Origin of the sequence: Rhizobium metallidurans (genome assembly GCF_014196505.1) — a bacterium.
Taxonomy (GTDB): Bacteria; Pseudomonadota; Alphaproteobacteria; order Rhizobiales; family Rhizobiaceae; genus Rhizobium; species Rhizobium metallidurans.
The window spans coordinates 851,231-872,632 of the sequence record NZ_JACIDW010000001.1; the positions used below are offsets into that span (position 1 = coordinate 851,231).

The following is a 21,402-nucleotide window of genomic DNA, read 5'->3' on the forward strand; positions in this document are numbered from 1 at the left end:
TGCCGGGGCCAAAACTAGCCATTGTTCCCTCGGCAACTTCTTGCTACGTGCTCACCATCATCAATGCCGCATTCAGGCTGCCACACCATGCAAGTCCGCGCTTCAGACACCTCGCCCAACCCGCTCGTTGGTATTGCATTGTCATGCGCGGGTTATTCGCTGTTTGCGATTCAGGATGCTGTGGTGAAGTGGCTGGTTGCAGACTATGCGGTTCCGCAGATTCTGTTCATCCGCAGCGTGATCATCGTCGCGGTGGCGGGTTTCATGGTCAGGCGGTTGCGCCATCCCTCCATCCTGAAGAGTGCTCACCGTGGCTCGCTCGTCCTTCGCGCCATGCTGATGCTGGGCGCCTGGATGGCCTACTATTCCGCCGCCAGGCATCTGGGCCTTGCCGAGATCACGACCATGTACTTCTCGGCGCCGATCATCGTTATCTTCCTTTCCATTCTCGTGTTGAAGGAAAATGTGGGGCCAATGCGATGGTTTGCATGTTTCGCGGGCTTTGCCGGCGTAATTGTCGCCGCCAATCCCACCCAGTCCCCAAGCCTCGGACCAACGCTCATGGTGCTGTTCGCGGGCTTCTGCTGGGCATGGAGCACCGTGCTTGTCCGTCTGGTCAGTCGCTTCGAAAGCACGCTGAACCAGATGATGGCGACCAGCTTCCTTTTTGCCATCGCCTGCGGAATCATGCTGCCATGGGTTTGGAAATCGCCGGATCTCGAAGGATGGGCGCTGATGCTCGGACTAGGCGCGGTGTCGGCGCTCGGGCAGTTCCTGCTTTACGAGGGGTACCGGCACGCGCCGGCATCGACGCTTGCTCCCATGGAATACAGCGGTCTCGTCTGGGCATTTCTCTTCGGCTATCTCATCTGGTCGGAAATCCCGACCGTGAACGTCGTGGCAGGCGCGGTTCTGATCGTCTGCTCAAGCCTCCTGCTGGTCTGGTGGGAGCGCCGCGCGGTGCTTGCCAGCCGCCGTATGGCTGCCTAATCGTTTCCCCTTGGGCAGCCATCAGTCGTCGCGCCACGCGAGACAAAAACGCGGCATGAAGAATACTTCCGGTTGTCGCGCTTTCCGTGCCCGTTATTCCAAGTAACGCCATCGTAGTTATCGGTATATCCGAAATGATGACGTGATGGCGCGAATATACCGGTGTCAATGATGGGCGTATCTGCTATTTTCTATTCGTCGGTCATTCGGTTCAATCTTCACTGTATCAAATTGAAATTTGACTATTGCATGGATGGATTTTTGCGCTTAGCATTGTTTCATGTTAATAATAATGTGAATGAGAACAATATCGTCGAGTGCGGCTTCCTTAGAGTCTATGTATAGTTTCCGGAAAGTTCTTTTCCGGAGGTGTCGTCTGTGTGCTTTCGGGGGAAAAAATGAGGAAACAACAAAGAATAATCGGCCCCGTCGATGAAAGCTCTGATGAGATACTTTGCCTTTCTCGCGTCGAGAATTCCCCCGTCGGAACAACCATCTCCAATCAAGGTATCTTTGAGCTCTCGCCCTCGTTGATAAATTTTGGCTCGTCCGATGAAATCGCTCGTCGACGGCACTCCCTGCTCAGAAAATCTCACCGGTCGCGTGCGTTTTCGCGTTGCCGTTCCGCCGGACGACGGGGCGATATCTGAACGCGCAAGCTGCTTTTCATCGCGACATGAGTGAGATGACATTTGAGGCGCACGCTGATGGCAGAGGGACTTACGGAGTTTGTGGTCGTTGGCGCGAGCCAAGCCGTCCCGTGCGGGAAGGCCGGCATCGCCCGGCGGTCGATGCATGCGGAGCCGCTTGCTGTTCGGGTGATCCATAAGGCGCGGCTTGAAAACGGATGCCGGCGTTGCATCCGCGGCGTCGATAGCAGGGGTCGATGACGATGACGATGGCGTGGAAGAGTGCGCGCAAGCGCAGCGTTACGTTTCGCAAACGCCGCCAGCGGGATGAGCCCTTTGCCTGGAGCATGCAGCCCTATCGGGAGACCGGGCCACGGGTGATGACCTGCATGGCGCTCGTCATGCCCGAAAATGGATCGGGCCTCGGTCGTGCCCATAATTGGATCGTGCTGATCAGCAACGAAATAAAAGCGCGCGCCTATCAGCACATGACGGTCGAAATGCAGGGTTCGTATGGCTTTGAAGACGACGACGATCAGCCGGACGAGTGACTGCTCGGCGGGAGTTCTGAAGAACGAAATTCTGGCCTCTTCAAGTATAGATTCGCGTAATCTCAATTATATCTGAAATTATACGACGGTTCTGACTGCGCGTCACCGTCAGCTCATAGACAGCTGTCGCTTTGCGGATGGCGTTGCTTCCTGAGCCGAGGCATTTGAATGCTGCCTACTATTGCTTTCTGCGCGGTTCACCTTGCGTCTCGTTCGAGCGCTCTCATCCCCGAGGGCTGATCGGCAGCCAAATATTCTACTACTGAAGCGGTCGATATTTGCGGATGTTCCAAACGCTTACTATTGGTTTGTATTTTTCAACGTTACTCCAACGCCAAGTCGTATAATCGGAAAAACTACGGGTTCTGACGTATTCCTGTTTCGAAATACTAAATAAGGAGTATTCGAAGGCGAATTGTTGTGTTTATTAATCTTGTGTTAACTAGGCTGGCGGGTTGAGGATAACGTTATGACCATGCCAGTGGAACACAGCTGGAACGTGCGGCTTTCAGCGAGAAATGATCGACGGTGGTTCAGCTTCAATGCTGTGGCGACCACCTATGTCGCCGCTATTCTTGATTTCGCGGTGCTATTCTTCGCAATCGCCGGAGGATACATGCTGTACGAGCAAGTATTCTTGGGTATGGATGGCGATTGGTCACGATATGCGGGTATTGGCCTGCTGGTCGCCACTGTTTTCGTCCTGGCACTGGGTGGAGCGGACGCCTACCGCCCCGCCGGGCTTCTGTCGTTTCGCAGGCAGATGGCGATCATCTGCACGTTTCTGCCAGCGGTCGTGGCATTTCTTCTTGCGATTGTTTTCTTCCTGAAGATCGGACCGATGGTCTCGCGCGGCGCCATTCTGTCGGCCGCCGTTCTGTCATTCGGCGCGCTGACGACGCTCAGGCTCGCGTGGTATTCCTATCTGAACCGTGCGGTCGCTCACGCGTCTTTCCCGACCAGGCGGGTCCTGTTGATCTGCCCGGATTCGACACCGGTCGAGCCTCTCATCCACAAGGCCGCGCTTGGCGGGCTGTCCATCAAGCATACGATGCACCTGCGCGGCGCCGACGATACTCCGAGCCTGCTGCAGGACAGGCTTCAGAAAAACGGTATCACCGATGTCGATGAAGTCCTGATCGTCTGGGGCGATTATGCGAATGCGGCAGCGCTGGAAGAATGCCTGTCGGCTTTGCGCGAGTTCTGCGTTCCCGTGAGCGTGATGTTTTCGGGTCTCGTTGGCGATATCGCCCAGGGTTTTGCTCAGGACATCGGCGAGAGCCGTGCATTCCAGATCCACCGCCCGCCGCTCGGTCTGGTCGAGCGTATCGTCAAGCGTTTGTTCGACATCTGTTTCTCGATCGCCGCGCTGACGGTGACGCTTCCGCTCTGCGCTTTGGTGGCGTTGGCCATCAAGGCCGATAGCAGCGGCCCGGTCTTCTTCATGCAGTGCCGCAAGGGACACAACGGCAAGCCATTCCGGATCCTGAAGTTTCGCAGCATGACGGTCATGGAAGATTCCGGCGACATCCGCCAGGCGACGCGCAACGATCCACGCGTTACCCGCGTCGGCGCCTTCATCCGCTCGACGAGCATCGATGAGCTGCCGCAGTTCTGGAACGTGCTGCGCGGCGAGATGTCCGTGGTCGGCCCGCGTCCGCACGCCCTTGCGCATGACGATCTCTACGGAACGTTGATCGCTCAATACGCGTCTCGCCGGCATGTGAAGCCGGGCTTGACAGGCTGGGCGCAGATCAACGGACACAGGGGCGAGACGCCGACGGTCGACCGGATGGCGGACCGGGTGCGTCACGACATCTGGTACATCAACAACTGGTCGTTGTGGCTGGATCTGAGGATCGTCGTGATGACGGCGATCGGCTTGCAGGATCGGAGCAACGTCTACTGAAATTGCGTCGTCAATCCTGGTGTTTGCGTTGGTTGAGAGGTGCGTAGGCGATGATACTTGTGACTGGGGGAGCCGGCTTCATTGGCTCGAACTTCGTACTGGATTGGCTCGCGGAACACGACGAGCCGGTTGTCAATCTCGATGCGCTGACCTATGCGGGCAATCTGAACAACCTGCGGTCTCTCGAGAGCGATCCGCGTCATATCTTCGTGCATGGCAACATTGGCAATGCGGCACTGCTGAGCGATCTCTTTGCGCGCTATAAGCCCCGGGCCGTCGTCAATTTCGCGGCCGAAAGCCATGTGGACCGTTCGATCCACGGGCCGGAAGATTTCATCCAGACCAACATTCTCGGGACGTTTCGTCTGCTGGAAGCAGCGCGCGCCTATTGGGGTGGCCTCGAGAGCAAACACGATTTCCGCTTTCTGCACGTCTCGACAGACGAGGTCTTCGGAACCCTCGACGCTGACGATCCTGCTTTCAACGAGGAAACGAGCTACCGGCCGAACAGCCCTTATTCCGCCAGCAAGGCGGCGAGCGACCATCTGGTTCGCGCCTATTTCCACACCTACGGGCTTCCTGTCGTCACGACCAACTGCTCCAACAATTACGGTCCGCTGCATTTCCCGGAAAAGCTCATTCCGCTGGTCATCCACAACGCGCTGAAAGGCCGACCTCTGCCGATCTATGGCGATGGCATGCAGATCCGCGATTGGCTCTATGTAAAGGACCACTGCAGCGCTATCCGCCGCGTTCTGGAGGCGGGACGTCTGGGCGAAACCTATAATATCGGCGGCTGGAACGAGCGCGCCAACCTTCATGTCGTCACCACCCTCTGCGCAGTGCTCGACGAGTTGCAGCCGCGACCCGATGGCAAAAAGTATAGCGAGCAGATCGCCTTCGTCACAGACCGCCCCGGGCACGACCGGCGCTACGCGATCGATGCGCGCAAGATCGAGGCCGAGCTCGGCTGGCGTCCAGCGGAGACCTTCGAGAGCGGCATTCGCAAGACCGTCAGATGGTATCTCGCCAATGCCGATTGGGTCGAGAACGTGACCTCAGGCAGCTACCGCAACTGGGTGGAGAAGCAATACGCATGACCGTGCTGCTTCTCGGAAAGAACGGGCAACTTGGACGCGGGCTTCAGCGTACGTTGTTGCCATTCGGCAATCTCGTCGCCTTCGCACGCGACGAGTTCGATCTCGACAAGCCGGAAGCGGTCGCCGCGCGTCTTGACGCGGTTCGCCCCGATATCATCGTCAATGCAGCGGCTTATACGCAGGTCGATCTAGCCGAGACGAATGCCGATGCGGCGTTTCGCATCAACCACCACGCCGTGAAGGCGTTGGCGGATTACGCAGTCCGAAGCGATGCACTGCTGGTCCATTATTCGACGGACTACGTTTTCGACGGCCGGCGGGACGCGCCCTATCGCGAGAACGACGAGACGCATCCGTTGAATGTCTACGGCGAGTCAAAACGCGCCGGCGAGTTGGCGATCACCGAGTCCGGTTGCCGGCATCTTTTGTTTCGCACCAGCTGGGTCGTCTCGGCCGATGGCACGAATTTCGTGAAGACCATCCTGCGCCTGGCGCGGGAGCGTCCGAATCTGCGGATCGTCGCGGACCAGTTTGGCGCGCCGACGGCCGTCGAGCTGCTCGCCGATGTCACCGCCCTTGCGATTGCCGCGCACCGGCGCGGCGAGATCGCCGACGGGACGTTTCACCTGACCGCGTCGGGGCGAACGAACTGGCACGGGCTCGCCCGGCATGTTGTCGAGAAGGCGGTCGAACGCGGTTTCGTGTCGGCGGCGGCGCCCGATGATATCGAGGCGATCACCACCGAGGAGTTTCCGCGGCCCGCCGAGCGGCCGCGCAATTCGTCGCTCAACACGGATGCATTGAGTTCCGCCCTTGGGCTCACCCTGCCCGAATGGACGGTGCATGTCGATCGCGTACTTGATCAATTGAAGGAACGGGGGTGGGCGCTGTGACCCGAAAAGGCATCATTCTCGCCGGTGGCTCCGGCACACGTCTTCATCCGGCGACGCTGGCCATGAGCAAGCAGCTGCTGCCTGTCTTCGACAAGCCGATGATCTACTATCCGCTCAGTACGCTGATGCTGGCCGGCATCCGGGACATCCTTATCATCTCGACGCCGCTGGATATCCCTCGCTTCGAGCAGCTGCTGGGCGACGGCAGCGCCTGGGGCGTCAAGTTTTCCTACGCCGAGCAGCCATCGCCCGATGGCCTGGCGCAGGCATTCATCATCGGCGAGAAATTTCTCGATGGCTCGCCGTCGGCGCTCGTGCTCGGCGATAACATCTTTTACGGCCACGACCTGCCGATCCTTTTGGCGAGCGGCATGTCCGTCGATCGCGGTGCGACGGTGTTCGCCTATCACGTGCTCGACCCGGAGCGATATGGCGTCGTGGAGTTCGACAAGCGTTTCCGAGCGGTCTCGATCGAGGAAAAGCCGGCCGTGCCCAAGTCGAACTACGCGGTGACCGGTCTTTATTTCTACGACGAACGGGCGGTCGAATTCGCCAAGTCGCTGCGTCCTTCGCCGCGCGGCGAGCTGGAGATCACCGATCTGAACCGGCGTTATCTTGAGGACGGCAGCCTGACCGTCGAGATCATGGGGCGCGGCTACGCATGGCTGGACACTGGAACGCATGATTCATTGCTCGACGCCGGGCAATTCATCTCGACGCTGGAGCGGCGTCAGGGGCTGAAAGTGTCGTGCCCCGAGGAGATCGCGTTTCGCAATGGCTGGATAACGGGTCGCCAGCTGGAGCAACTGGCGGCGCCGCTCTGCAAGAACGGATACGGGAAATACCTCATGCGACTTCTGGCGGAGGCGGGCTGAACGATGAAAGTCTCTTCGCTGGCAATTCCTGAGGTCCTGCTCATCGAGCCCACCGTCTACGGCGATGAGCGCGGCTTCTTTTTCGAGAGCTTCAATCAGGCCCGTTTCGACGAAGCGGCAGGGGCCGAGGTTTCATTCGTTCAGGACAATCACTCCAAGTCCGCCAAAGGCGTGCTGCGCGGGCTGCACTACCAGATCAGGCAAGCGCAGGGAAAGCTGGTGCGGGTGGTCGAGGGCGAGGTCTTCGATGTTTCCGTGGACTTGCGGCGATCCTCGCCGACTTTTGGGCAGTGGGTCGGCGAAATCCTGTCGGCGGACAACAGGCGCCAGCTTTACATTCCGCCGGGCTTCGCGCATGGCTTCGTGGTTCTGTCCGAAACCGCGCAGTTTCTCTACAAGACGACCGATTTCTATTCGCCACAACACGAGCGCGCCATCATCTGGAACGATCCTACGGTGAACATCGCCTGGCCGATCGAGGCCGCGCCCACCCTTTCGTCCAAGGACGCGCAAGCGCCGTTGATGAAGGATGCCGATCTGTTTCCGTAATGGTGTTTCGCAACCGTTGCTTTGTCCTGCATCAGTGTCGTCAACGGACTGGCGCTGGAGGCGCGCACGGTTGCGCTGGATCGCCCTGCCTTGTCCCGGTGCTTCACATATCGTTGTCCTTGGTCCTTTCCGGATCGGCTTTGGTGTGTCACATAAGGTCGGCTAGCCATCGGCACTGGGAGGACGATTGTCGGAATGAGGGGAATTCGCCAACTGGCCAAGCATCTCGATATTTCGATCGGGACCGTGTCGCGGGCGCTCAATGGCAAACCGGATGTGAACGAGGAGACCCGCAAGCGCGTGCTGGCGGCGGCCGAAGAGCTTGGGTATGTGGCGAACCAATCGGGCCGTAGCCTGCGGCAGGGTACCACCAACGTCATCGGGCTGATGATCGAGTCCAGCAAGGAAACGGTCGAAAACGCCGACAACTTCTTCCTTGGCCTGACCGGCGGTCTGCAAAGCGTGCTTTCGCGCCACAAGCTCGATCTCATCATGCTGCCTTGCCCGAACGACGAGGATCCTCAGGAGTATCTGAAGCGCATGGTGACGCGTCGTGTCGTGGATGCACTGATCATTTCCGCCACGCAGCGCATCGACAAGCGCATCGACTTCCTGGCCAAGGCGAAGATACCCTTCGTTGCGCTCGGCCGCAGCTCGTCCGGTGGCAATTACAGCTGGATCGACCTCGATTTCGAAGGCGTCGCGGCCTCGGCCGTCGATCGGCTCGTGGCCAAGGGGCATCGCCGGATCGCGATCGCGGTGCCATCAACCGACGTCAATCTCGGCTACATCTTCCTCGATGCCTATCGGAGCGCGTTGGAACGCCACGGCATCGCCTATGATCCCGCACTCGTCATCCGCGCGAAGTCGAGCGAGCAGGGTGGATATCAGGCCGGCGATGAGCTCATCCGCCTCGATCCCCGGCCGACGGCGATCATTCTGATCTACGAGCTGATGGCGATCGGGCTTTACCGACGAATGGTCGAGGCGGGCATCGTCCCCGGCCGGGATCTCGCGGTCATCGGCTTTCGCGAGGAGCCGCGCGCCCGGTTCTTGCAGCCGACACTGACCTGTTTCAGGATGTCGCTGCGCGATCTCGGCGCCGAGCTTGCCGAAACGCTGCTCGCGACCATGCCTGCCTATGCGGATTTCTATCCCGGTGGCGCGCGCAACACGATCTGGCCGCTTGAGCTCGTTGCGGGCGAGAGCGATGCCTTCAGCCTCGACAGTTGAATTTTCTCGAAAGCCAGCCCATGCAACCGCGCGATTTCCTAAAAGATCTCTTCTCCGCCGCTGTCAAGGCGGCCGACCCGCTCACGGGGATCACGGCCTATCTTCCGGCCAAGCCGAAGGGACGAACGGTGGTGATCGGCGCCGGCAAGGGCGCCGCACAGATGGCGCAGGCGCTCGAGGGTGTCTGGGACGGCCCGCTCGAGGGTGTTGTGGTGACGCGCTATGGCTATGGCTGCGTAACCCAAGACATCGAGATCCTTGAAGCCTCGCATCCCGTGCCGGATAGCGCCGGCCTCGTGGCTTCGAAGCGGCTGATGGACGCCGTGAGCGGGCTTGGCGAGGATGACTTCGTCATCGCGCTGATCTGCGGGGGAGGGTCCGCGCTGCTGCCGTCTCCGCCGGAGGGGTTGACGCTCGAAGACGAGATCGCCATGAACGAGATCCTGCTCGCTTCGGGCGCGCCGATTTCCGCGATGAACGTGGTGCGCAAGCATCTGTCGACGATCAAGGGCGGCAGGCTGGCGGCGGCGACCAAGGCGCGCGTCGTCAGCATGGTCGTGTCGGACATACCCGGCGACAATCCTGCTTATGTCGCTTCCGGCCCGACGGTTCCAGATCGCTCGACGCGGCACGATGCGCTTGACATCATCGCGCAGTACAAGATGCCGCTTCCGCAGGCTGCGCTCGATTTTCTCGCCACGCCGGCGGCCGATGCGCCGAGCCCGGATGATGCGGTGTTCGCACGCCACGAGCATCATGTGATCGCCTCGGCCGGCGTCTCGCTAGAGGCGGCGGCAGCGCTTGCCAGATCGCACGGGGTGGAAGCCGCCATCCTGTCGGATTCCATCGAAGGCGAATCGCGGGATGTCGCTTCGGTGCATGCGGCGATTGCCCGCGAAGTGCTAGCGAAAGACCGGCCGTTTCGGAAGCCGGTCGTTATCCTCTCCGGTGGGGAGACGACGGTGACGCTCCGGGGTAAGGGCGGAAAGGGCGGCCGCAACGGCGAATTCGCGCTCGCCATGGCGCTGGCGATCCAGGGCCATGAGATGCATGTGCTTGCCGCCGATACCGATGGCATCGACGGGTCGGAAGACAACGCGGGCGCCTTCGCGGATGGGAAGACGGTCGAACGATTGCGCGCCGCCGGTCTTGATCCGCGCCGCCTGCTCGATGGCAATGATAGCTACAGCGGTTTCGCTGCGATCGGCGACCTGTTCGAGACCGGTCCGACGGGAACCAATGTCAACGACTTCCGCGCGATCCTGATCCGCTAACCGAAGAATCGAAATCTGATCCGGTCACCTGCGTTCCAGCCGGAACGCGGGCGCAAAATAGCGTGAAATTTTTTCGTGCTGCGCTGCGGCGCAGCCAAGGTTAAGGCCCCGCATTTGCAGATGTTTTCCGCAGCATTTTTTGTCTGATCGCGTGGGATTGACAGCGAGAAACGTTTCCGCTTAGTATCGTAAACGTTTACGGGACAAGTTTCGGGAGGAAAGCCAGAAACTGTCCACGGGAGGAAATCGTGACATTGAATGCCGTTCTCTGCGGTTGCGGAGCCATGTCCAAGGGCTGGTTGCGCGCCATCAAGGAAACCCCGGCTCTCGCAGCCGAAATCGAGGTCAAGGGCCTCGTCGACGTCAACCCGGCGGCGGCTGAAAAGCTTGCCGAGGAGTTTGGTTTGAGCGGTGCCGTGATCGGCACGGATCTCGCCGACGTCATCGCGAAATCAAAAGCTGACATCGTCTTCGACGTGGTCATCCCGACCGCGCGCTTCGACGTGGTGTCGACGGCGCTGAAGGCCCGCTGCCATGTGCTGAGCGAAAAGCCGATGGCAACATCGCTTGCCGAAGGGGCGGCTCTCATCGATCTCGCCGCCGAGACCGGCAAGGTCCACGCCATCATTCAGAACCGCCGCTTCATCTCGGGCGTCCGCCGCATGCGTCGCTTCGTCGAAAGCGGTGCGATCGGCGACATCACCGGCATCCATTGCGATTTCTTTCTGGCGCCGCATTTCGGCGGTTTCCGCGAAGAGATGCAGAACGTGCTTTTGCTTGACATGGCGATCCACACCTTCGATGCCGCGCGCTTCGTCGCCGACAAGAAGCCGCTGGCCGTTTACTGCGTCGAACGCAATCCGAAGGGGTCATGGTATCAGCACGGCGCTTCCGCCAACGCGACCTTCGAATTCGCCGATGACGTCGTCTTCACCTATCGCGGTTCGTGGTGCGCGGAAGGCGAGCGCACGAGCTGGGAAAGCCAGTGGCGCCTCGTCGGCTCCAAGGGAATGCTGACATGGGACGGTGAGGAAGGCTTCAAGGCGGCGACCGCGGGCGAGCAGCCGGGGTTGCTGCACGGCTTTACGCCGGTCGAAGTACCAGCGCCTGAGCATGACGAAGAGACGCATGGCCACGCCAGCGTGATCGCCAGCTTCGTCGAAGCGATCGAGACGGGCAAGCGCCCGGAAACCGCAAGTTCCGACAACATCAGAAGCCTCGCCATGGTCTTCTGCGCGATCGAAAGCGCCAAGACCGGCAAGCGTATTGAAATTTCAGCATAAGGATTGAGATTGTGAGCAACCCCGCCAAGTCCATTCGCATCGGAACCATGGTCAGCGCGTCGAAGGGCGGCGCCGACAAGCGGATCGGCCAGATCGCCGATATGGGCTTCGAAAGCTTCGAACCCTTCTTCTGGCAGACGACCAATGGCCAGAACCTCGCCGAGCTCGGAAAGCGCTGCGTCGACGCGATCGGCGACCGTGACATCACCATCTCCACGCTCGGCATGTTCGGCAACCCGCTTGAAACGACGGATATCGATCTCGACACGCTTCAGGGCTGGAAGGATTGCATCGACAACGCGCACCACTTCGGCGCCACCTGCGTTGCCGGCTTCACCGGTCGTGTCCGTGGCAAGGTGCTGACCGACAGCCTGCCGCGCTACAAGGAAATCTGGAGTGAGCTTGCCAAGCGCGCCGCCGACAAGGGCGTGAAGATCGCCTTCGAAAACTGCGCGATGGACGGCAATTGGCAGACGGGTGACTGGAACATCGCACACAATCCGGATGCCTGGGAGCTGATCTTCAACGAGACACCCGACGACAATATCGGTCTCGAATGGGAGCCTTGCCATCAGATGGTCTATCTGATCGAGCCGCTGCCGCAGATCCGCAAGTGGGCGTCGAAGATTTTCCACGTTCACGGTAAGGATGCAACGATCCGCTGGGATGTCATCAAGGAGCATGGCATCTTCGGTAAGGAGAAGTTCGTGTTCATGCGCACGCCGGGCTTTGGCGATAGCAACTGGACGGACATCATTTCGGAACTGCGCCTCGCCGGCTGGTCGGGATCCATCGACATTGAAGGTTGGCACGATCCGGTCTATCGCGACGCGCTCGAGATGACCGGTCAGGTTCATGCGCTGAACCATTTGAAGCATGCCCGGGGCGGCGATTTCGTCGTCGATCCGGTCTGAGGACATCGCGGCCGGCAAGGAGGAATTGCTGGCCTCACGATCAAGGATAACCACAAAGGAGGAGAACCATGGCTATCCGTAAATTTGCAATGATCGGCGCGCTTGCGCTGGCGGGCGTGTCGCTCTTCGGCCTAGCCGCCAAGGCCGAAGACGTCACCCTGACCCTCTGGTCGCTCGATCGCGACATTCAGCCGGCGCCGAACCTGATCAAGGAATTCAACGATCAGAACAACGGCATCAAGATCGAATACCGCCAGATCCAGTTCGACGACGTCGTCAGTGAATCGATGCGTGCGTTCTCGACCGGCAAGGCGCCCGATATCATCGCCATCGACAACCCGAACCACGCGATGTTCGCCGCCCGCAAGGCCTTCCTCGACCTGACCGACATGATCGCCAAGTCGACGGTCATCAAGCCGGAGAACTACTTCCCCGGACCGCTGAAATCCGCCACCTGGGACGGCAAGCTCTACGGCGTGCCGAAGGCGACCAACACGATCGCGCTCTACTACAACAAGGACATGTTCAAGGCCGCCGGCCTCGATCCGGAAAAGCCGCCGCAGACCTGGGACGAACTGGTCGCGGACGCCAAGAAGCTGACCGATCCCTCAAAGAACGTCTACGGCCTGACCTTCTCGGCCAAGGCGAACGAGGAGGGCACCTTCCAGTTCCTGCCCTGGGCCCAGATGGGTGGCGCGACCTATAAGACGATCAACGCCGACGGTGCCGTCAAGGCACTGACGGTATGGAAGCAGATCATGGACGAGAAGCTTGCTTCTCCCGATACGCTGACCCGCAGCCAGTGGGATTCGACCGCCACCTTCAACGCCGGCAACGCGGCCATGGCCATATCCGGTCCGTGGGAAATCGACCGCATGCTGACCGACGCCAAGTTCGACTGGGGCACGGCGCTCCTGCCGGTCCCGCAGGAAGGCGCGCCGCGCTCTTCGGCCATGGGCGACTACAACTGGGCGATCTTCTCCAGTTCCAAGTACCCGGCGGAGGCCTTCAAGGCGCTCGAGTTCTTCGCCTCGAAGGACGACACGATGTACCAGAAGTTCGGCCAGCTTCCGGCCCGCTCCGACATCGCCATCCCGCCGACAGGCAACAAGCTGAAGGACGACGCGCTGAAGACCTTCGTCGAGCAGCTGAAATATGCCCAGCCGCGAGGCCCGTCGCCGGAATGGCCGAAGATCTCCAAGGCGATCCAGGATGCCATCCAGGCAGCGCTGACCGGCCAGATGCCGCCGAAGGACGCGCTTGATCAGGCCGCCGAGAAGATCAAGGCCGTCGAAGAGTGACATATCAGGGCAAGCGGGGCGCGCATGCGCTCCGCCTGTCCGGCCCCAATGGCGCTTGCGCCATCCCACCGTTTCCTCCCGGCAGGGGCTGTCTTCCGCGCAAGCGCCAGGCAGCCCCGTTCGGAGCTTAAGGGGTATCCATGAAGAGGCTTTTTTCCAGCATCATCGATGGCCGCGGTTTCGACATCACGCTTGTCACCCTGCCGCTCATCTTCCTGTTCGTGCTCGCGGGCCTGCCGCTCGTCTACAACATCGTCATGAGTTTCCAGGAGGTCGACATGTTCAGCCTCGGGACCTTCGTGCGCCCCTTCGTCGGCTTCAAGAACTATGTCGACCTGTTCAAGCAGCCCGAAACGCTGCCGATCATCTATAATACCGTGCTGTTCGTCGTCGGCTCGATCGCCGGTCAGTTCCTGATCGGCTTCGGCCTGGCGCTGTTCTTCTGGGTGAATTTTCCCGGCGCCTCCTGGCTGCGCGGCCTGTTCCTCGTTTCCTGGGTCATGCCCGGCCTCGTCGTTGGCGCGATCTGGAACTGGGTGCTGTCGGGCGACTTCGGCGTCTTGAATTTCATCCTGCGCGAAAGCGGGTTGATCAGCTCCAACATCTTCTGGCGCTCGGACCCCAATTTCTCGCTCTGGGCCGTTGTCATCGCCAATATCTGGCTCGGCACGTCCTTCAACATGATCCTGCTCTCCGTCGGCCTGTCTTCCATCCCCGGCGATCTCTACGAAGCGGCCGAACTCGACGGCGCCAATGCCTGGCAGCGCTTCTGGACGATCACGCTTCCGATGATGCGCTCGACCATCGGCGCCATCGTGTCGCTCGGCCTGATCTTCACGCTGCAGCAATTCGACCTGTTCGCGGCCATCACCGATGGCGGGCCGAACAATTCGTCCAACGTCACGCAATACTGGGCCTGGGATCTGTCCTTCCGGCAATACGATTTCGGCAAGGGCGCCACGATCTCCGTCATCATGATCGTCTTCGTGATGTTCGCCTCGATCGTCTATGTCCGGTCGACAAAACATGAGGTGCGCGGATGAGCGATACCAACCGCAACCGGCTGATGCTCTTCATCGCGATTGTCCTTGCCGCAATCTATCTCTTTCCGCTCTACTGGATGTACATCACGGCGCTGAAAAGCGGCTCGGAGATGTTCGCCAACCCGCCGAGCTTCTGGCCGTCCTCGCCGCAATGGGGAACCTACGCCTATGTGTGGGAAAGCCGGAACATGGGGCGCTATCTCTGGAACTCGGTCGTCATCGCCTTCGGCTCCGTGGCGCTGATCACCGTGCTCGGTGTCGGCTGCGCCTATGTGCTGGCGCGCTATCGAAACATGTGGGTGGATATCGGCCTGTTCCTCATCCTCATGCTGCAGGTTTTGCCGGCATCGCTGATGATCACGCCGATCTTCGTGGGCTTCTCACAGTTCGGCCTGCTCGACTATCCGCGCTTTGCCGTGATCCTGGCGATTGCCGCGAAAAGCATGCCTTTCTTCGTGGTCCTGGTGCGCGCCACCTTCATGGCGGTACCGATGGAGCTTGAGGAAGCCGCGCTGGTCGACGGCAACTCCCGCTTCGGCGCCTTCTTCAACATCGTGCTGCCGCTTGCCCGTAACGGCATCCTCGTCAGCGCGATCCTGATCTTCATGCAGGCCTTCGGCGAATTCGTCTATTCGAAGTCGATGATCCAGGAAGCAGAGCTTCAGCCAGCCAGCGTCGGTCTCAACTCCTTCATGGGGCCGAACACCAGCGAGTGGAACAATATCATGGCCTACGCCACGATGTATGTGACGCCCGTTCTCGCCATTTTCGTTCTCTTGCAGCGCCGCATCGTATCCGGCCTCACCTCTGGAGCCCTCAAATGACCAATCAGATCGAGCTCAGCGGCGTCAACAAGCATTATGGTGCATTCCATGCGCTGAAGAACATCAACCTTCAGATCGCCAAGGGCAGCTTCGTGGCGCTCGTCGGCCCGTCGGGCTGTGGCAAGTCCACCTTGCTGCGCTCGCTGGCAGGCCTGGAAAGCATCTCCGAGGGTGATCTGAAGATTGCCGGCGAACTGATGAACAACGTGCCGCCGCGCAAGCGCGACGTCGCCATGGTGTTCCAGTCCTATGCGCTTTATCCGCATATGACGGTCGAGGAAAACCTGACCTACAGCCTGCGCATCCGCGGCGTCGCCAAGGCCGAGGCCAAGAAGGCCGCGTCGGAGGTTGCGGCCACCACGGGGCTTTCCAACCTGCTCACGCGCTATCCGCGTGAACTCTCCGGTGGCCAGCGGCAGCGCGTGGCGATGAGCCGGGCCATCATCCGCCACCCCAAGGCGTTCCTGTTCGACGAGCCGCTCTCGAACCTCGACGCGGCGCTGCGCGTTCACATGCGCAAGGAAATCCGCGCGCTGCACGACCGGCTCGGCGCGACTTCCGTCTATGTCACCCACGACCAGATCGAGGCGATGACCATGGCCGACCACGTCGTCGTCATGCGCGAGGGTGTGATCGAGCAGCAGGGCAAGCCGCTGGAGCTCTACGACACGCCCGCCAACAAGTTCGTCGCGGGCTTCATCGGTTCGCCGGCGATGAACTTCATTCCGGGTGTCGTTGGCGGGGACGGAAGCAGCCTCGAGATCGATCTTGGAACGGTCAAGCACACGCTTGCGAGCAATCGCCAACTGCAGCCTAGCCGCAAGGTGACCGTCGGTATCCGTCCGGAGCATATCGGCATCACGGCGACGGGGCAGGGGACATTCGATATCCCCGTCGACGTCGTCGAATCCACCGGTTCGGCCACCTTCATCACGGCGGCGACGACACCTGAGCTGACGATCGTCGAGACCGGCCGCGGCACGGCCCGTGGCGGCGAGACGATCGGGGTTACCATCGATCCGGCGCAGGTGCATCTGTTCGACGACGCGACCGGCGTTCGCATCTGAACGAACAAGGCAGCGGCGGCATGCACCGCCGCTACCCGATGATTTACCGCCCGCCTTCGAGCTTGCGGTGGCGCTGGTTCGTACCACCCACACCATAGGGGTAGTCGAAGGGGTGCGGCGCGCTGATCTCTGTGAGGCGCTGCATCTCCTCGTCCGAGAGGCTGATCTTGGCCGCACCGAGGTTGTCCGCCAGTTGCTCCGTCGTGCGGGCGCCGAGAATGACCGATGTCACGGCCGGCCGCGCGGCGGTCCAGGCGAGCGCCACTTGCGCCATGCTGCAACCCTTGGACTTCGCGATTTCCTCCACGGCGCCGATGATGTCCCAGGTCCTTTCCTGGGCGTTGCGCTGGTCGTAGGATTCCATGCCGCGCTTCGGATTTTCCCCAAGCCGGGTCGCGCCCGTCGGCATCTGATCACGGCGGTATTTGCCCGTCAGCCAGCCGCCGCCGAGAGGCGACCAAGGCAGCAGCCCCATGCCCGCATCCTGGCAGGCCGGAACGATCTCAAGTTCGATATCGCGGACGAGCAGGCTGTATTGCGGCTGCAGCGTTACCGGCCGCGTGTACCCGCGCGCCTTGGCGATTTCGACTGCCTTGGCGATATGCCAGCCGACGTAATTGGAGAAGCCGTAGTAGCCGATCTTGCCGCTGGAGACGGCATCATCGAGAAAACGCAGCGTCTCCTCGATCGGCGTCAGGGCATCCCATGCATGCATCTGGTAGAGATCGATGTGCTCGACGCCGAGACGTCGAAGCGAGTCGTCGAGCGCGACGTTCAAATGCCGCCGCGACAACCCGATGTCATTCGGGCCGTTACCCATCGGGAAACGTCCCTTCGTGGCAATCACCGCCTGGCGAGCTTCCGTCGGCCGCGCCTTCAGCCAACGGCCAATGATCTCTTCCGAAACACCGGCGCTGTAGACATCGGCCGTGTCGACGAAATTGCCGCCCCATTTGAAATAGTCGTCGAGTATCTTGTGCGAGGTGGCTTCATCGGCCTCCGCGCCGAATGTCATCGTTCCCAGGCAGTATGGCGCGACGATTGTCCCGCTTGGTCCAAGCTTGCGATAATCCATTGAACATCCTCCGTGTCGAAATGGGTTTCTCTGTCCGGATCGCCGGCCTTTGAGCTAGGTCGCCGATCCGCTTGCAGTCGTCTCTTCCAGAACTGTTTCCGGAATATCGTCGAATGACGCGTAGTTGAGGTCGTAGAGCCGCGCGTAAAGCTTGCGGTTCGCCATGAGTTGCTGGTGGCTGCCGCTTTCTACCAGTTCACCGTTCTGCAAAACGATGATCCGGTCGGCCTCGCGGATGGTCGCTAACCTGTGGGCGATCACCAACCCGGTGCGGCCTTCCAGCAATTTGACCAGCGCCTTCTGGATCAGCATCTCCGTGTAGCTGTCGATATTCGCCGTCGCCTCGTCCAGCACCAGGATCTTCGCGTCGGCCACCAGCGCGCGCGCGAATGACAGAAGCTGGCGCTGCCCGAGCGAGAGGTTGCCGCCGCGCTCGCCCAGCATACTGTCGTAGCCCTCGGGCAGGCGCATGATGAAATCATGCGCGCCGACGGCCTTGGCTGCTTCGATGACCTTCTCCCGCGTCGCGTCGTGCTTGTGATAACGGATGTTTTCGAACACGGTTCCGGTGAAGAGGAACGGCTCCTGCAGCACCATGGCGATCTGGTCGCCGAGCGAATCCTGTGTCAGCGCGCGGACGTCGTGGCCGCCGACAAGCACTTGTCCCTGCTGAACATCATAGAAGCGGTGGATCAGCGACATGCAGCTCGATTTGCCCGAGCCGGTCGGGCCGACAAGAGCGACCGTTTCGCCCGGATTGACCTTGAAGCTCACATGCTTGAGCACCGGATGCTTGGGATTGTAGCCGAAGACCACGTCCCGGAACTCGACGGAGCCGTCCATGTCCTTGGAGAGAACTACCGCATCGGCTGCGTCCTTGATGTCGATCGGTACGTCGAGCACTTCGGTCAAGCGCTGGCCGGATGCCATGGCGCGCTGCATGACCGAGTATTGCAGTGTCAGCGAACGGATCGGGTCGAAGAAACGCTGGATATAAAACAGGAATGCCACGAGCACGCCGACATCGAGCGCCTGGTTGAGCACGCGGGCACCGCCGACGACGATGACGAGCGCCATCGCGACACCCGTCAGTGAATCGACGATCGGCACCATCACCTGCGCGTAACGCGCCGCGGTGAGGTGGGTCTGGAGGTTCGCCTTCGCCTTGTCGTCGTAGAGCGTGAAGTTGACACCCTGTCGGTCCATGCTCTGCACGGCGCGCACGCCGTGGATTGCCTCGGCCAAGGCGCCGTTGGCCACGGAATTGGTCTCGTGCGCGGCCATGAACGATTTGCGGGCGAGTGGCAGCCAGAACAGGCGGACGACGAACAGGATTGGCAGAACCGAAAGCGTCAGCAGGCCAAGTTTCGGATCGAGATAGAGCATGACGCCGACGATGCCGACGAGCAGCGTCATGTCGCCGACCGAAAGAACCGATGTTTCCAGGAATTCCTGCATCGAATTGACGTCGCCCTGCAGGCGCGACATCAGTCGGCCGACTTCGGTCTTGTCCATGAAGGAGAGCGAGACGCGCTGCAGATGCGAGAACATCTGCCGGCGGATGTCGAAAAGCACGTTTTCGGCCACGCCACCAACAAGCGTTTCCTGCGCATAGCTGGCCGCGTAATTGATGAGGATTGCGACGAGGAAGACCACGACGGCCCATGTGAGTGCCGAACGACTGCCATCCTGCTGCATGCCATGGTCGATCGCGTAGCGGATAATCAGCGGGATCATCAATTGCATCAGCGTAAACGTCAGCACGGCGCAGACCGAGAGCACGACGTCGCGCCGATACGGCCGGACGAAGGCCCATATCCGCTTGATGACGTTGCCGTCGAAGGCCTTGCCGAACATCTCCTCCTCGACGCGCTGCGATCCGACGACCGCGCGTGGCGGGCGGCGTCCATCCTCGCGAACGTCGGAGCGTTCGGTTTCCATTTCCTCGGCCATTTTTCCTCCCTAGGCGCTCACGGCTTCGTCGCCGGGACGCACCTGCAGATCGTAAAGCGCCTTGTAGCGCCCGCTCGCGGCCAGCAGCTCCTCGTGTGTGCCGCGCTCGACGATCTCGCCGTCTTCGATGAACAAAATCTGGTCCGCATGCATCAGCGAGCTCAGCCGGTGGGCCACGATGATCGTGACCCGGTCGGCGGCGTATTTGCGCATGGCGGAGCGGATGCGCTGCTCGGTCGCGGCATCGATCGCGGCGGTGGAATCGTCAAAGACCATGACGGCGGGCTTCAGCATCAGAGCACGGGCGATCGACAGGCGCTGGCGCTGGCCGCCTGAAAGCGATACGCCGCGCTCGCCGACGACGGTGTCGTAGCCGGTCGGAAGACCGAGCACGTAATTGTGCAGCTGCGCGCTTTCGCTAGCGCCGGCGATGCGGCTTTCCTTCGCCCATGGGTCGCCATAGGCGATGTTGTTCTCGATCGATGTCGTGAACAGGAAGGAATCCTGCTGTACGATGGCGACGGAGCGGCGCAGCGACTGAAGCGTGGCCTTGCGGACATCCTGACCGTCGATGGTGACGCGGCCGCCGGTCACATCGTAGAAGCGGGGGATGAGATGCGCGAGCGTCGACTTTCCGCTGCCAGGAGGGCCGACGATACCGATCGTCTCTCCACGCTTGGCCTCGAAGGAGATGCCCCGTAGCGCCTGCTGTGCTGGTGTGCTCGGATAGCTGAAGCTCACATTCTCGAAGCGAAGCGTGCCCTCGGTGATCTTTAGCTCTTTCGCATCCGGCGCATCGCGAACGGCGATTTCGAGATCGAGGAGCTCGAACAGCCGCGTGCCGCAGGTCGAGGCACGGGCGAAGGCGTTGACCATCAGGCCGAGCTGGCGCACCGGCATCTGCAGGATCGTCATGAAGGTGAGGAAGGATGCAAGCGTGCCCACGGTGATCTCGCCCGATATCACCTTGCCGCCACCGACCCAGAGCACGAGGCCCATGGCGGCGAAAAAGAAAAATGTCATGGCGCTGGTGTTGGTGACGCGGATGCCGACGCGTTGATGTGCGAGTTCCAGCGCGCTCTTCGACGCCGCTTCGAACTTCGACATCTCGTAGGCGTGGGATGCGAAGGCGCGGACGACGCGAATGCCGCCGAGGTTTTCTTCCATGATCCGGGTGAGGACCGACAGCCGTTCCTGCAGCACCAGCCATGTTGCGCGCAACCGCAGCTGCGTCACCGAAGAGCGCCAGCCGACGAAGGGAACGAAGCTCAATGCCAGCAGGCCGAGCACAACGTCGGTCGAAAGCAGCATGTAGGCGCCGATGCCGATGAGCATGGTCAGCAGCACCATGCGCACCAGCGCCGTCGAGAAATACATGCGCACGCCTTCCAGATCGAGCAGGCCGATGGTGATCAGGTCGCCCGAGTGCACGCTGTCGTGGAAGCTGAAGGAGAGCCGCTGGATCTTTTCGTAGCAGGCGATGCGAAGCTCGTAGCCCATGTGGTGGCCGACGCTTTCGCTGTAGTAGTTCTGCACCATGGTGAAGACGCCGCGCATCACGCTGGCGCCGAGCAGCAGCAGGGCGGTCGTCAGCAGTGCGTCCTGGGCGACAAGTCCGGCGGCGCCGCCCTCGACGACCGCCTGGGTGTGATCCACCGCGCTCCCGAGCAGGCGCGGGATCATCAACTGGAACGAAGAGGCAATCAGGGTGGCGCCGATCGCAAGGCCGGACTGCCATGGGTGGCGCAAGGCCATGACGGTGATGCGGACCAATGTGGAGAGGCCTTTGCCCCAGCCTGCCGCAGTCGCCTTTGCCATCGAAGCCGAAGGCTTCGCTACACGGTTCAACGCATCGCTGCTCACGGTTTCATTCCAAAATAGAATTGTATCGGCGCGGGTCCGCAAGGGACGGCAAATCGATGATGGGATTGGTTAGCGT

At 60.8% G+C, this 21,402-nt stretch carries 18 protein-coding genes; 15 read left to right on the forward strand and 3 right to left on the reverse strand.

All coding sequences use genetic code 11. The features are described from left to right. The first annotated feature begins 87 nt into the window (after positions 1–87). The 15 genes from GGQ67_RS03745 (at position 88) to GGQ67_RS03815 (ending at position 16,435) form a co-directional block, all read left to right on the forward strand. Positions 88–990 (forward strand): DMT family transporter, encoded by a 903-nt coding sequence (locus GGQ67_RS03745; protein ID WP_183898806.1) that lies wholly within the window; start codon positions 88–90, stop codon positions 988–990. Between the two features lie 886 nt (positions 991–1,876). Continuing rightward, a complete protein-coding gene (locus GGQ67_RS03750; RefSeq protein ID WP_183898807.1) occupies positions 1,877–2,170 on the forward strand; it encodes a hypothetical protein in 294 nt (97 codons plus the stop codon). 469 nt (positions 2,171–2,639) lie between these two features. Next, a complete protein-coding gene (locus GGQ67_RS03755; protein WP_183898808.1) occupies positions 2,640–4,079 on the forward strand; it encodes an exopolysaccharide biosynthesis polyprenyl glycosylphosphotransferase in 1,440 nt (479 codons plus the stop codon). 50 nt (positions 4,080–4,129) lie between these two features. Then, positions 4,130–5,179: a dTDP-glucose 4,6-dehydratase gene (gene rfbB, locus GGQ67_RS03760; protein ID WP_183898809.1), complete on the forward strand. Its 1,050-nt coding sequence runs from the start codon at positions 4,130–4,132 to the stop codon at positions 5,177–5,179. Continuing rightward, positions 5,176–6,072: a dTDP-4-dehydrorhamnose reductase gene (gene rfbD, locus GGQ67_RS03765; protein ID WP_183898810.1), complete on the forward strand. Its 897-nt coding sequence runs from the start codon at positions 5,176–5,178 to the stop codon at positions 6,070–6,072. The genes rfbB and rfbD overlap by 4 nt, the downstream gene beginning before the upstream one ends. Further along, positions 6,069–6,947, forward strand: a complete 879-nt coding sequence (gene rfbA, locus GGQ67_RS03770; RefSeq protein WP_183898890.1) for a glucose-1-phosphate thymidylyltransferase RfbA — start codon at positions 6,069–6,071, stop codon at positions 6,945–6,947. Before rfbD ends, rfbA begins: the two co-directional genes overlap by 4 nt. A 3-nt stretch (positions 6,948–6,950) precedes the next feature. Then, complete coding sequence (rfbC, locus tag GGQ67_RS03775; RefSeq protein ID WP_183898811.1) at positions 6,951–7,496, forward strand: dTDP-4-dehydrorhamnose 3,5-epimerase; 546 nt, start codon at positions 6,951–6,953, stop codon at positions 7,494–7,496. A gap of 195 nt (positions 7,497–7,691) precedes the next feature. Then, positions 7,692–8,729 (forward strand): substrate-binding domain-containing protein, encoded by a 1,038-nt coding sequence (locus tag GGQ67_RS03780; protein ID WP_183898812.1) that lies wholly within the window; start codon positions 7,692–7,694, stop codon positions 8,727–8,729. Between the two features lie 20 nt (positions 8,730–8,749). Next, positions 8,750–10,003: a glycerate kinase type-2 family protein gene (locus GGQ67_RS03785; protein ID WP_183898813.1), complete on the forward strand. Its 1,254-nt coding sequence runs from the start codon at positions 8,750–8,752 to the stop codon at positions 10,001–10,003. 248 nt (positions 10,004–10,251) lie between these two features. Then, the gene (locus GGQ67_RS03790; RefSeq protein ID WP_183898814.1) at positions 10,252–11,286 is read left to right on the forward strand and encodes a Gfo/Idh/MocA family oxidoreductase; all 1,035 of its coding nucleotides are present in this window, start codon (positions 10,252–10,254) and stop codon (positions 11,284–11,286) included. A gap of 11 nt (positions 11,287–11,297) precedes the next feature. Next, positions 11,298–12,200, forward strand: coding sequence for a TIM barrel protein (locus GGQ67_RS03795; protein ID WP_183898815.1), 903 nt, complete (start codon positions 11,298–11,300; stop codon positions 12,198–12,200). Between the two features lie 68 nt (positions 12,201–12,268). Continuing rightward, entirely contained in the window at positions 12,269–13,501 is a 1,233-nt protein-coding gene (locus GGQ67_RS03800) for an ABC transporter substrate-binding protein (RefSeq protein WP_183898816.1), read from the forward strand. Between the two features lie 140 nt (positions 13,502–13,641). Then, positions 13,642–14,544 carry a carbohydrate ABC transporter permease gene (locus tag GGQ67_RS03805; protein WP_183898817.1) on the forward strand — a complete coding sequence of 301 codons (903 nt, stop codon included), beginning with the start codon at positions 13,642–13,644 and terminating at the stop codon, positions 14,542–14,544. Next, positions 14,541–15,368, forward strand: coding sequence for a carbohydrate ABC transporter permease (locus GGQ67_RS03810; protein ID WP_018896480.1), 828 nt, complete (start codon positions 14,541–14,543; stop codon positions 15,366–15,368). Before GGQ67_RS03805 ends, GGQ67_RS03810 begins: the two co-directional genes overlap by 4 nt. Then, positions 15,365–16,435, forward strand: a complete 1,071-nt coding sequence (locus GGQ67_RS03815; RefSeq protein ID WP_183898818.1) for an ABC transporter ATP-binding protein — start codon at positions 15,365–15,367, stop codon at positions 16,433–16,435. The genes GGQ67_RS03810 and GGQ67_RS03815 overlap by 4 nt, the downstream gene beginning before the upstream one ends. Before the next feature lie 43 nt (positions 16,436–16,478). On the opposite strand, the gene GGQ67_RS03820 is transcribed toward GGQ67_RS03815, so the two are convergent. Genes GGQ67_RS03820 through GGQ67_RS03830 form a run of 3 tightly spaced genes read right to left on the reverse strand, consistent with a single transcriptional unit; the run spans position 16,479 to position 21,281 of the window. Then, positions 16,479–17,510 carry an aldo/keto reductase gene (locus GGQ67_RS03820; RefSeq protein WP_183898819.1) on the reverse strand — a complete coding sequence of 344 codons (1,032 nt, stop codon included), beginning with the start codon at positions 17,508–17,510 and terminating at the stop codon, positions 16,479–16,481. A gap of 54 nt (positions 17,511–17,564) precedes the next feature. After that, positions 17,565–19,463: an ABC transporter ATP-binding protein gene (locus tag GGQ67_RS03825; RefSeq protein ID WP_183898820.1), complete on the reverse strand. Its 1,899-nt coding sequence runs from the start codon at positions 19,461–19,463 to the stop codon at positions 17,565–17,567. Between the two features lie 9 nt (positions 19,464–19,472). Next, positions 19,473–21,281 carry an ABC transporter ATP-binding protein gene (locus tag GGQ67_RS03830; RefSeq protein ID WP_183898821.1) on the reverse strand — a complete coding sequence of 603 codons (1,809 nt, stop codon included), beginning with the start codon at positions 21,279–21,281 and terminating at the stop codon, positions 19,473–19,475. Positions 21,282–21,402: the final 121 nt, after the last annotated feature.